This is a genomic window from Flagellimonas algicida (assembly GCF_049629585.1).
Classification (GTDB): Bacteria; Bacteroidota; Bacteroidia; order Flavobacteriales; family Flavobacteriaceae; genus Flagellimonas.
In genome coordinates this window covers 456,201-468,679 of record NZ_JBMYIX010000003.1, presented here as the reverse complement: position 1 = coordinate 468,679, position 12,479 = coordinate 456,201, and the positions used below count along the sequence as shown (strand labels likewise).

Sequence of the window (12,479 nt, the reverse complement as noted above, 5' to 3'; positions counted from 1 at the left end):
AAGAAAAAATCTAAGAAATGAAAAACCAAAACACCAAAAAAGAATCCCGAAGAAACTTTGTGAAGGGTACTGCGCTGCTCTCCACAGGGCTACTATTGCCCACTATGAAAATAGAGGCCATGGCCAATGTTTTCAACGAAAAGAAGCTAAAACTCGCTTTGGTCGGTTGTGGCGGTCGCGGAACAGGCGCTGCCAACCAAGCCTTGGAGGCCGATGATAACATTGAACTGGTTGCTATGGCCGATGCCTTTGAGGACCGATTGAACAGTAGCCTTGGAAGTTTAAGCGAAAAATATGAAGGTACTGGCAAGGTCAATGTCAAGGATCGCAATAAGTTTTATGGGTTCGATGCCTATAAAAAAGCCATAGATATGGCGGATGTGGTCATCTTGGCCACCCCTCCAGGTTTCAGGCCCTATCATTTTGCCTATGCGATTGAAAGTGGGAAACACGTCTTTATGGAAAAGCCTGTGGCCACAGATGCCCCAGGAATCCGAAAAGTGTTGGAGACCGCAAAATTGGCCGAGGCAAAAAAACTCAATGTTGTGGTGGGCCTTCAAAGAAGGTACCAAGAAAACTATTTGAACACTTTGGCGAGGATTAAAGCCGGTGATATAGGCAAGATTGTATCGGGGCAAGTCTACTGGAATAGTTCTGGAGTATGGGTGCGCCCTAGGGAGGCCAGTCAGAGCGAATTGGAGTACCAGATGCGCAATTGGTATTACTTTAACTGGCTATGTGGCGACCATATTTTGGAGCAACATATCCACAATATAGATGTGGCCAACTGGTTCATTGGCGAGTATCCCGTTTCCGCACAGGGCATGGGAGGAAGACTGGTTCGAAACGGCAAGGACCATGGTGAGATTTTTGACCACCACTTTGTCGAATTTACCTATCCCAGCGGAGCCGTAGTGGCCAGCCAATGTCGCCATCAGCCCAATACCATGAACAGGGTTGGCGAGGTGTTCCAGGGAACCAAGGGCTCTGTGAACACTAGTGATGCCGGAACCGCAAAACTCTATGATCTATCTGGGAATGAAATCCAGACCATTTCCAACTCGGAAGGACACAATCCCTACCAAGAGGAACACAACCAACTTTTTGCTTCCATCAGAAACAAAGGTGTGATCAATAATGCTGAATATGGGGCCAAAAGTTCCATGAGCGCCATTTTAGGACGGATGGCCACCTATAGTGGAAAAATAATCAACTGGGACGAGGCCATTAATTCGGAACTAAGATTGGTCCCCGAAGAAATGACTTGGAATTCCGAACCCCCAACCAAACCCAATGCGGAAGGAAAGTACCCTGTTCCCATCCCTGGCAAGACAATTGTTATTTAAAGGATGTCCGCTTAATTATAAGATAAAAGCCCGGAAATCAATATTTCCGGGCTTTTTACATTGAAAAAAGACGCAGCCTTAGCTGATTACTGCTCCTTTCCATCTACCAAACAAACTAACTAAGGTCAATACTTTTGCTGTGCTCGCTTGATTATCTGTGAAGGTTTTTACTTCTTAAAAAGTCGATGAGAATCTGTGGCCTATCTGTTTGGATCATATCGATATGATTTTCCAAGAACCACTCATACACGGAAGGGTCCAAAGCCGCTTTTTCATCATCATGCCCCCCATTATGCTGAGGCCATAAAGAGTTTACCCACACGGAAGCACCCTTTTCACGTATGTCATCGAAATCCCCAATAAGGGAAATGGTGTCCTGGGGTACGGTAAACTCAAAAGCCACTGGTATATCTTGTTCCAAGTATTCATCAATATGCTGTTTGGCCTTGGAATCGTTCAATCTAACAATAGGCATAAAAAACACCTTGTCCAAATAGGAGCCAAATTCTTCTTTAACCTGATTGTAAGGGATAGCTCCCTTAATGACCACTTGATTTTGGGTTCCCGTTTTCTCCATGACCTCATAGCACTTGTCAAAAATATCATAGCTCTTATCCAGGTTTACCAAGATTTTTCCCTTGCAAACTTCAAGGGCTTCTTCCAAGGTTGGAATCTTATGGGGGGTACTATGACCTATCCCATCCCTTAATTGTAGGCTCTGTAAATATTCCCAAGTCAGTTCAGATACTTTACCAGTCCCAGTGGTTGTCCTATCTACTGTAACATCATGCATCAACACCAATTGTCCGTCCTTGGTTTGCCGAACATCTATCTCTACCATATCCACGCCCATATCAATACAGTTTTGAATGGCCTGCAAGGAATTTTCAGGGGCATTTCGCCAATCCCCCCTATGGGCCACCACAATTACTTGATCATTATGGGAATCTTCAAGGTTGGCTATGAGCTCTTCAATGGAGACCGGGTTTGCATCCGCTTGTACAATTTGTGGTTCCACAGAGGCATTGTCCTGCTCTTGGACATTTTTTTCCTTGCACCCCATCAAGCCCAACAAACTGATCACGGTAATAAAAATGTACTTTTTCATATGGTTATGGTGTTTACTTTTTAAAGCTGTCAAAATTTCTGAGTCCTTTTCTATCCAAATACTTTATCAACTCCTCCGGACGATCCGTCATAATGGCATCGGCTCCCTGCTCCAATAACCACCCCCATGCACTATCAGGCCCTTCCAACAAGGCTTTTTCATCGGTCCTTCCCGCACATAATTCATCCCAGAGCGCAATGGCCAAAAAACCATCGCCTTTTTTCTTCATAATCGTCTTGGCAATGTTAAGGGGTTCGGCATCTTCAGTATCAAAGATTGTTTCGTAATAAAAGGGATCAAGATCATCCTCATAGTCTTGATGAAACTTTTTCACACTTGGATTTTCCGGCCATAGTTTGGGCATATAAATGATGCTATCCATCAAACTGCCGTATTTGTCCCGCATGGTCTTTACATCATCATTGCCCTTAAAAATGGCATGATCCACCGTACCTGTCCGTTGTAACACCTCATAAGCTTCCCGCACCCATTTACTTTCAGTCTTGTCCAAATTTACCATGATTTTGCCCTTGACCAATAGCATTACTTCTTCCAAAGTGGGTATTTGTTGCCTTGAGTGCCTTACCCCTGCCGCATTCTTTAATCGAAAGCTCTTGATTTCTTCAAGGGTAAGCTCACTTACCTTGCCCTTTCCATTGGTGGTACGGTCTACCGTGTAATCATGCATGGCCACCAAATGACCATCTTTGGTGAGTCGAAAGTCCAGTTCAATGACATCCACACCCAAATCGATGCAACGTTGAATGGCCATTAAGGAGTTTTCCGGGGCATACCGCCAATCCCCTCTATGTGAAATGACCACAATATAGTCTTCGGAAGGGTCCTTAAGGTGTTGTAATATCTGTCCTGCCCTGTTAGTTTCAGGGCCGTGGGCCTCTTGGCCCACAACCCCATGCAAACTAACCACAAATAACCATATGACCAGACCTATAATTTTATTCAGGTGAATGTCCATAATTCTTGTTGATGGATTTAAAATCAATATCCCGGATTTTGTTGTAAAGCGGGGTCTGCCGCTATCTGACTGGCAGGTAAAGGCAACAACAACTTATTGGCATCCGTAATGCCCAATATGGATTGTGCGCGGTCCTGCCTTAAAAGGTCAAACCATCGATGGCCTTCCCAAACCAACTCCAACCTTCTTTGAAGATCAATTTCTTCAAAGACCGATTGTTGGTCCGTTGCTCCGGCATAGTCTCCTAAATTGGCCCTGTTCCGAACCAGGTCCAAATAGGATATGGCCTCATCCGAATTGTCCAATTCATTTTCAATTTCAGCCAGCATGAGCAATACATCGGCATAACGCAATACCACCCAATCACTTCCCGAATCACCCACTACGGTAGAGGGAACAGCAATTTTGTTGGTATAGGCCAATCCAGACTCCAAGGCACCGACATAAACTCCTTTTCGGGCATCGTCATCAGCATACAAGGCATAAAAATCAGGTTTTAGCACTCCATGGCCCTTTGTTCCTGCCAACCCTCCATCTTGTCGTCCTGTAGGATTGAACATTCTGTAAGCATCGGAACCTTCACTATTGGAATTGATTCCAGAGGCATACTGTACTACAAAAATCAATTCCTCATTTAACTCGTTCTCCAAGGAAAACACTTCATCCACCACAACCAGATCATGCACATTGGAGCTTACCACCTCCAAAAGGCTTGATCTTGCACTGGAATAATCCTTGAGGGTTAGGTGTACTTTTCCAAGCAAGGCCTGAGCGGCAGTTTTCACCACTCTCCCTTTATTGCCATCATTCCGTACGGGCAATAGATCTATGGCTTCGTCCAAATCGGCAATAATCTGGGAATATACCTCACCAACGGGAGTTCTCACTTGACCAAAATATTCTTGGGGATTGGTCACCTCATCGGTAACCAAGGGGACATCACCAAAGGTGCGCACCAAATTAAAGTAGAGCATGGCCCTGATAAAGAGCATCTCCCCAATCCTTGTATTCTTTGTAGCGCCAACTTCAAAATCAATATCCTGAATCCGGTTGATGACAATATTGGCCCTTTGGATCCCTTTGTAGCTGTCTTCCCAAACATTGGCTATAAGGCTACTTTGGGGTATCACATTAAAGTCATCCAACATACCGTACACCCCTCCATCATTGGCAGGAGTCTCATCATAGGCGTCCTCACCGGGCAGTTCTCCCACGGCAGGCATTGCGGTATTGTACACCCCGGTAAACTGTAAGGTTGCAAAAACCGCATTCACAGCCTCTTCCAACTCGGCCTCATTGGTATAAAAATTATCCGCAACCTTGGTGGTCCTAGGATTTTGTATAAGCTCTTTTTCGCACGACGTTGTGACCATGGCCAAAACAGCGATCAATAGATATGAAAACTTTTTCATTGTACTAGCTTTGATTTTTTTAGTAAGATATTTTTAAGCCTACCGTATAGGTTTTGGCTATAGGATAATTACCACCGGTATTGTATCCCGATGTAAGGATATCACTTGAAGTACCGTCTGGGTTCCACCCCCTCCACTTGGTGGAAGTGAACAAATTGTTCCCGGAGAGGTAGACCTGCAGGCTTGACAGCTTGATCTTGTCCAAGAAGTTTTTCTGGAAGCTATACCCCACGCGCAAATCCCTGAACCTTAGATAATCGCCATTACCGTCTTCCACGGTCACAGAGCTTCTTAAAATCTTTCTGGAATTTGAAAAGTTTCCAAAATTGGGCTGTCCTAAAAATCCATCAGGGTTGTTCTCTGGATGGTATCTATTGTTGAAGTAATAGGTGGTAGGTAAGGCAAAACCTTCCCCTGCCTCGGTCAATGAGCTTAGGTCACCATCCAACAAAGTTCTACCCTCGACCCCCACAAAGTTGAAACTCAGGGTGAATCCCTTGTAATCCAGGTTTGCCCCAAAGCCATAGGTGAAATCTGGAGCAAAAGTGCCCTTTGCCACTTTATCATCATCATTGATGGTACCATCGCCATTCACATCCACCGCTCTAAGGTCCCCGGTAAGGGTTCCATCCAAGTGGGGATAGCTATCGATCTCTTCCTGTGTTTTAAAAACCCCATCGACCTTGTAACCATAGATCTCCGCAATGGGATGGCCAATCTGGGTGACAAACAATTGATCCCTACCTGTGGCAATCCTATCTTGACCAGGCCCAAGTGCCAATACTTTGTTTTCATAAGAAGTAAAATTAGCATTGAATCCAACCCCTACTTCGCCAATGGCAAAGCCATTACCAAAGACTTGGAATTCCCAGCCTTTGTTTTCCATTTCCCCAATATTGGCCAGAACATTATCGTATCCGGTTTGTTGCGGAACAGGAACATCCAACAAAAGATCTTTGGTATTGGTCTTGTAATAGGCCATATTAAGGTTCAACTTATTGTTGAAGAGACCCAAATCCAACCCAATGTTCAAGGATGAGGCCACTTCCCATCCCAAATCTGGATTGGGTGCTGAAGTGGTAATATACCCTGGGGCAATTCCACTATCGAACACATAATTGGAGTCGGTGACCAACGCTTTGGAACCATAGGTCCCAATCTGATTGTTCCCGGTCTGGCCCCAGCTAGCCGAGAGCTTTCCAAAACTTACGATATCGTTGCTTGGGAAGAAATTCTCCCTACTGAATACCCAGCCCCCTGAAACGGATGGGAAATTACCCCATCTGTTGTTGACACCAAATCTGGAAGAACCATCACGTCGGATAGCCGCGGAAAAGAGGTATTTCGAGTCAAAATCGTACTGCAAACGTGCCAGATATGATTCCAAGGTCCATATTCCTATACTTGCTGATGCCGTATATGCACTGGCCCCAGCGATATTCTGAATATTATCATCGGCAAAACCTGTTCCTGTGACCCTTGTATAATCCGTTCTTTCCTTTTGAAAAGTATACCCTCCCAAGAGGTTAAAATGGTGCTTGCCAAAATCTCTGTCATAGGTCAGGGTATTTTCAATGAGATAATTGACTTTGTTCTGCTTATACTGGTCGGCATTGGCATCGGCCCTCGGTGCCGGGGTTCGGTACGATCCCACTCCAATGGGATAGTAATAGTCCCTGACATAGGTATCGTAATCCCCTCCCAAAGACAATCGATAAGTCAACCCTTCAAGGATTTTGGCATCCATGAACAAGTTTCCAAAAGTTCTAAAACGTTGTTTCTTGTCCGTCACCAAGGTCGATGTCGCCACAAGATTTTCAACCGGTGTGCCATTGATACGAACCCCCTCTATTTCATGTTGTTCGTTCACCAATTGTTCACTGATATTTATACTACCATCTTCCTTGTAAGGGCTATAAAATGGAAAATTCAAAGGAATCAAGCCCAAAACACCATTGCTACGGCTCCCCTGATCCACGGAGTTTTCAATGGAGTAGGATGGTTTAAGATTAATCCCAAACTTGATCTTGTCATTTATCTTACTTTCCAAATTTACAGAAGCAGAATAGCGCTTAAAGTCGGTACCGATAACCACCCCTTCTTGATCGAAATAACCTAGGGAAGTGTAATATTTGGTTTTTTCATTTCCTCCTGAAACAGAAAGGGCATAGTTGGAAATGGGAGCGGTCCTAAATCCTTCATCCACCCAATCCGTATTGATGAGACCAGATTCGCCATTAAGGTATGGCAGCAGTTCCGGCAAGAACAGTTCCCGTCCATCTATCTGTTTTCCATTGATAAGCTTGGTCACCCGAACCGCATTGGGGTCGGATTCACTTCGATTGGCTGGGTCTTTTGACACATAGCCCCAGTTACGGGCCTCCGTCAAAAACTGGGCAAATTGATAGCCATCCACCAACTCTACCCCTGAACTTTGCTGCTGAACACCCCCATAGGTTTCCAAGGTGATTACGGGTTTTTGGTTCGCAGAAAAGGAACCTGCCTTGGTCGTGATCAAAATAACCCCATTGGCAGCCCTTGAACCATAAATGGCGGCAGAAGCGGCGTCTTTAAGAATGTTGATCTCTGCAATATCATTCGGATTCACTGAGCTGAGGGCACTGCCTTCAGTCAAAGGAAAACCATCTACCACGATCAAGGGGTTTGTCCCAGCCGTAAGGGTACCTGTACCCCTAATAATGATTTGGGAATCCGCCCCTGGTTGCGCATTGGACTGGTTAACGATTACCCCTGAAAGCTTTCCGGCCAATTGCTGGTCCACAGTGGCAGCGGTTACATTTTCTAGCTCTTCGTTCTTGATTTCCGAAACAGAACCTACCACTTTGGCACGTGCCTGCTGTCCGTAACCGATCAGTACCACCTCTTGTAACGCAGAGGAGGCCAATTGCAACTGAACAATAAGTCCACTTTGCCCGGCTACCAATACTTGTTCGGTGGTATAACCAATGTAGGAGACTTCCAAAATAGCTTCTGGACCCACTTCCAATGTAAAATGGCCATCAAAGTCTGTAGCCGTTCCATTCATAGTTCCCTTTTCAACCACCGATGCACCTGGAAGGGGATCTCCATTTTCATCTATGACCGTGCCCGTAACCTCTTGAAAGGCCACTTCAACCACTTTTTGTGGGGCATTGGGTCTTCTATCAATTGAAATATTCTCATCTATACGCCTAAAAGCCAATCCAGCATCCTTGGCCAACAACTCCAAAAGGGACCTCAGGGAAACATTCTGATATTTAAGACTGTACTTGTTCCTTAATCTGGAAATACCACGTCCGTATACAAAATTGAAAGTAGTCTGCTCTTCTATATTACTGAGAATCTCCTCAATTGAGGCATTTTTGACCGATATATCGACCGAAACCTGGTCCAACTTTTGCGCTTTTACCGTTGATGCAAAAATTGGGTTCAGAAGCGCAACAATCACAATAAGGAAAGAAATTTTCATTGTCAACGCTATAAATTGTTTTATCGTTAGTGAATTCATAACTTCACAAAATGTTTAATGGTTATTTTTTAATCGTTAAATGGCCGCAGTCTGTTGATCCTCGCCAAAGTGTCGCAGACTGCTTTTTTGTTCTAGGGGTCTTATATCATAGGCTTGTTTCTTTTTATTTTCATTTAGTTTAGTTCTTACAAAAACCCTTAAAAAGGATATTTTCTTGATCTATAAATTCGTAATCCATACCCTTGGTGGCATACTTGATACTTTCAAGGACCACTTGTAGTTTGGCATTTTCATACCGTGCCGTGACATGGCAATTTTTCAGTTTACTGTTTTCAAAATCAATATGGATGCCATACCATCTGGACAGCATCTTTGAAGCTTCCAAAAACGTAATGTCATTAAAGCGAATGATACCGTTTTTCCAATCCAAATAATTATCGTTGTCCAGTTTTGATTTTGTGATCATATCATTCTCCCTGCTGTACTCGGCCTTTTCATTGGGCAAGAGATATACGGTGTTCACATGACCGTTTTTTGAAGTGGATTGCACCTGTACCTTTCCGGTTTTCACGGTAACGGAAATATGGTCATTGAAGGCATATGAATTTACATTGAACGAAGTTCCCAATACTTTGGTGGTGACACCTTCGGTTGTGATGAGAAAAGGCTTGTTCGGATTTTTGGCCACTTCAAAAAAGGCTTCCCCATTCAAGGTCACTTGCCTTACCGTAGTTCCTTCAAAACTTTCTGGAAACTCAATACTGCTACCAGCGTTCAGGGTTATCTGGGTGCCATCGCTCAGCACAATATCACTCCTTTGCCCCCATTCAGTGGTTTTGGTAATAATAGACTGTGCCAATTCTTGTTCAGGCTGTGTCTTGGACTCCAAATAGACGGCAGAACCCAAACCAACCAATATAAGCAGTGAAGCTGCAATCTTGACCGCGTAGTTGTAAAAGGGCTTGGGAGTTTTTTTGGTTTCTGGGGCTATTCCTGCTTTTTCCGCGAAGCCCGAGTATATTTCTTCCTTGATGTTCTTTTCCCCATCAAAATAAATCCCGTCTTCTTCTTGATCATCATAAGAGTCAAGAATCTTGTCCAAAAGTTCTTTTTCTTGTTGGGTACAGCTACCCTCCAAATACTTATTGATAAGGTGTTTGATTTCTTTTTCGTTCATTCTTTGTTGTGGCCTCTACCTTATAAGAGGGAAAAATGAAACAGAACCCTAAAAAGAAAAACGATTTTTTTAAAAAAAAGATTCAGGATACCAACACAGAACCCCTTAATTGCTTGATGGACTGGGTAATATGATACTCTACCGTTTTTGTGGAAATGTTCAATTTATAAGCAATCTCCTTGTTTGTGAGTTCATCGTACCTGCTCATTTTAAAGATTTGTCGGGTCTTCGAGGGCAATAAATCTATACGCTTTGCCAAGATATTTTGGGTTTCCTTGAAGTGTATCTCCTTTTCCACATTGTTTTCCCCTAAAAAAAAGTGGGCCTTATCCAAAAAGGTAGTGTCCAACCTTTTTCGCCTTAAAGACTCCAGACATCTATATTTGGTGGTGGCAAACAGGTATGCTTTGATATTATTTATCTCGAGTTCCTTTCTTTTGGACCATAGTGTAAAAAATACTTCCTGGACCACATCTTTGGCTTCAGTTTCGTCTTTTAACAGCTTAAGGGAAAAAAGATAAAGCCTCTTCCAATGCCTATCGTAGAGTTGCCGAAAGGCAAGTCCATTGTCTTGTTGGGACAATAATAATAGATGGGCATCGGAGGTATCCATATAGTTGAGTGATGTGGTACAATACTACTTAGAATACTTAAATGCAGTATTAATTAAACTTTAATTTTTAGGGTATTCCTTAACAAGATATATCTCCATGACCCCAAAGCCACCAAATCAACACATATAATACATCAATATCCTATACGCATAAATTTACTGTCAGTCAAAGGACTGGGTCGCACCTTCCAGCTTTTCAAAAAATTTCATTTCCGCCAAAAACTGCCAATCAAAATTCAAGGATTGATTGGCCAAGTGCACATGGTGGTCCTGATCCAAAATATAGTCTTTGGGTTTCTGCAATATCCGGGTTTTGGAATACACTTCTTCAAAACCCTTGCGCAGTTCCGTGAAAGCTTCTTTTTGCGCAAGAATTTCCTGTAAGCCCTTTTTCCTTTCTTCAACAGACGGCAATGCGTCCACTTTTGCCAATTCCACAACAAGGTTTGCTGAGAAAACGACCAAACCGGCCACTTCTTTGTACACCTCCAACGTATAGGTGTTCCTGTCCGCAACTTGGGAAAGTGAATCTATAATACCCAACACCTGTTCTCCCGTGGCAGAGATTTCTTTTGCATGGGCTATTCTTTCCAAATTGGCCTCGGTCCATTTACCTGGGTTGTTTACATCCGGCAAGTCCATCATTCCCTTTTCCATAGGTGATTCCATGGTCTTTAAGTAATTGCGTTGATTTCCTTTCAGGAGAATGTTTTTCCATTTGGCAACCGGGTCCTCCAATGCATCGATAAAGGCAAACTTCCCATCCATGGCCGTATCACCAAAATATCGAAAACGAAAAACATCCTTAAACTCCTCTTTTGAGCGTTTGTCACCAGCCCATGCATATTCGGCAAAGGCCAAGATGCCCCTTTTGTACAATTCAAAGTGGGGCGAATCGTCATCCCACAAGGTCAATAACAAGCCATTCAATCCATTGTCAATGGAACTTAGGGCAAAACTGCGGATGTTCTCAATATTACTCTCATTCTGGGGCATTAAAACCCATCGGGTTTGGCCTGCCGTGGCACCTATGGCTTTTAGTCCATGGTCTTCAAACCATTTCATGGCCCTTTTGTTGCCGTAAATCTGGGGAGATCTATAGTTCCATCTCATGTAGATGGTGTTTCTAGGAAAATCATCCAAAAACTGGTTCAAATCGGTTTCTTTGACAGCCCAAAGACTATCTACTTGTCCTTTGGTGTACTCATCGTAGTGCATGGTTCTATATACCCCTACCTCCTTGAATAGCATATCATCCGACATGATCGGGATGCGGTCATGTTCCTCTGCAAATTGGGAAACCTTGTCCAACCACTCCAATTGCAGGTCCAAACTGGATCTACCGCTATTGCCACCGGTGGTATGTACCTCATCCCCTCCCAAGTGCAGGTATCTACCATGCGGAAAAGCTTCCAAGGCATCTCGGTACAAATCAAACTGTACCTCATAGGTTTCATCCAATAAGGGATTGAAGGCCCAGTCACTTTTAGGATCGTCCCTCAAATGTTCAAAGGCTTTATGCTTCAAAACAAAAGATGCGTGGCCCAACCCTTGCACCAATGGACTGATCCTGATGTTGCGCTTTAGGGCATATGTACTGATTTCCTTCCATTGTTCCTTTGTCAAGGCATCTCCCGAAGCCACTGTAGGCCTTCTGGTATATTTAAGCTTATCCTCTATCTCAATAATGATGGCATTGATTTTATAGTCGGCAAGTTCATTGATCAGCTTAAGGTAGTAATCATAGGTATCCAAATGGTGTTTTACATCCAAATGGATGGGTCTATAGGCCAACTTGGGCGCATCAATGATTTTACAAATAGGTAAGTTGACATTTTGATCTTTGGCATCCTGAATCAGTTGTTCCAATGTCTTCATGCCATAAAAAGCACCCGCCTGATCCTTGCCAATAATTTGAATGGTTTCCTCCCCAATGACCAAGGAATACCCTTCAGCGTTGGTCTCCAGATTTTCATCAATGGTGATGGCAACATCTGCATCATCCATTTGTTCCGCCAAATTAAAGCCCCCACTCATTTGGAATTCCGTTTCAAAAGAATGCCCATAGGTTTGGATATCCTGGGGTTCAATCTTGCTGACTCCTGAGATCTCGAAGGAATCCGGCGAAGGTAAAATATGAAACTCACCCAAGGTTGTTGATTTTTCGCCACAGGCCATCATGATCACGGCCATCAGGCCATACACTACTCTATGAATCATCTACGTCTAGTTTTAAAAATTTAGAAAGATTTCGCAAGTTTTCTTATTCAAAAAAAGGTATTCAAAAGAAAAATACTTATTTAATCTTTTCTTTAAAACTACGCAATCTCATGAAAATTGGAAAATTTTATCGGAATTTTTAGTAAAAAACCTGCAAC

General features: G+C 43.4%; 8 protein-coding genes. 1 reads left to right on the top strand and 7 read right to left on the bottom strand.

Annotated elements, in window-relative coordinates; all coding sequences use genetic code 11:
• Window positions 1-17 precede the first annotated feature (17 nt).
• Window positions 18-1,346, top strand: a complete 1,329-nt coding sequence (locus tag ACPD8L_RS15915) for a Gfo/Idh/MocA family protein (RefSeq protein ID WP_421810954.1) — start codon at window positions 18-20, stop codon at window positions 1,344-1,346.
• Between the two features lie 151 nt (window positions 1,347-1,497).
• Here ACPD8L_RS15915 and ACPD8L_RS15910 read toward each other — a convergent pair whose 3' ends face one another.
• The 7 genes from ACPD8L_RS15910 to ACPD8L_RS15880 all read right to left on the bottom strand — a co-directional run bounded on the left by ACPD8L_RS15910 (window position 1,498) and on the right by ACPD8L_RS15880 (window position 12,321).
• Complete coding sequence (locus ACPD8L_RS15910; RefSeq protein ID WP_421810953.1) at window positions 1,498-2,454, bottom strand: glycerophosphodiester phosphodiesterase family protein; 957 nt, start codon at window positions 2,452-2,454, stop codon at window positions 1,498-1,500.
• Window positions 2,455-2,467: 13 nt separating this feature from the next.
• The gene (locus ACPD8L_RS15905) at window positions 2,468-3,430 is read right to left on the bottom strand and encodes a glycerophosphodiester phosphodiesterase family protein (RefSeq protein ID WP_421810952.1); all 963 of its coding nucleotides are present in this window, start codon (window positions 3,428-3,430) and stop codon (window positions 2,468-2,470) included.
• A 23-nt stretch (window positions 3,431-3,453) separates the two neighbouring features.
• Window positions 3,454-4,842, bottom strand: coding sequence for a RagB/SusD family nutrient uptake outer membrane protein (locus ACPD8L_RS15900; protein ID WP_423944525.1), 1,389 nt, complete (start codon window positions 4,840-4,842; stop codon window positions 3,454-3,456).
• A gap of 19 nt (window positions 4,843-4,861) precedes the next feature.
• Window positions 4,862-8,311 carry a SusC/RagA family TonB-linked outer membrane protein gene (locus ACPD8L_RS15895; RefSeq protein ID WP_423944523.1) on the bottom strand — a complete coding sequence of 1,150 codons (3,450 nt, stop codon included), beginning with the start codon at window positions 8,309-8,311 and terminating at the stop codon, window positions 4,862-4,864.
• Window positions 8,312-8,489: 178 nt separating this feature from the next.
• A complete protein-coding gene (locus tag ACPD8L_RS15890; RefSeq protein ID WP_423944520.1) occupies window positions 8,490-9,488 on the bottom strand; it encodes a FecR family protein in 999 nt (332 codons plus the stop codon).
• 82 nt (window positions 9,489-9,570) lie between these two features.
• The gene (locus tag ACPD8L_RS15885; RefSeq protein ID WP_293302755.1) at window positions 9,571-10,101 is read right to left on the bottom strand and encodes an RNA polymerase sigma-70 factor; all 531 of its coding nucleotides are present in this window, start codon (window positions 10,099-10,101) and stop codon (window positions 9,571-9,573) included.
• 162 nt (window positions 10,102-10,263) lie between these two features.
• The gene (locus ACPD8L_RS15880; RefSeq protein WP_423944517.1) at window positions 10,264-12,321 is read right to left on the bottom strand and encodes a glycoside hydrolase family 20 zincin-like fold domain-containing protein; all 2,058 of its coding nucleotides are present in this window, start codon (window positions 12,319-12,321) and stop codon (window positions 10,264-10,266) included.
• Window positions 12,322-12,479: the final 158 nt, after the last annotated feature.

Excerpts from the sequence above, each read along its gene's own strand:
- ACPD8L_RS15915 (WP_421810954.1), top strand. The coding sequence starts at position 18 with ATGAAAAACCAAAACACCAAAAAAGAATCCCGAAGAAACTTTGTGAAG.
- ACPD8L_RS15910 (WP_421810953.1), bottom strand. The coding sequence starts at position 2,454 with ATGAAAAAGTACATTTTTATTACCGTGATCAGTTTGTTGGGCTTGATG.
- ACPD8L_RS15905 (WP_421810952.1), bottom strand. The coding sequence starts at position 3,430 with ATGGACATTCACCTGAATAAAATTATAGGTCTGGTCATATGGTTATTT.
- ACPD8L_RS15900 (WP_423944525.1), bottom strand. The coding sequence starts at position 4,842 with ATGAAAAAGTTTTCATATCTATTGATCGCTGTTTTGGCCATGGTCACA.
- ACPD8L_RS15895 (WP_423944523.1), bottom strand. The coding sequence starts at position 8,311 with ATGAAAATTTCTTTCCTTATTGTGATTGTTGCGCTTCTGAACCCAATT.
- ACPD8L_RS15890 (WP_423944520.1), bottom strand. The coding sequence starts at position 9,488 with ATGAACGAAAAAGAAATCAAACACCTTATCAATAAGTATTTGGAGGGT.
- ACPD8L_RS15885 (WP_293302755.1), bottom strand. The coding sequence starts at position 10,101 with ATGGATACCTCCGATGCCCATCTATTATTATTGTCCCAACAAGACAAT.
- ACPD8L_RS15880 (WP_423944517.1), bottom strand. The coding sequence starts at position 12,321 with ATGATTCATAGAGTAGTGTATGGCCTGATGGCCGTGATCATGATGGCC.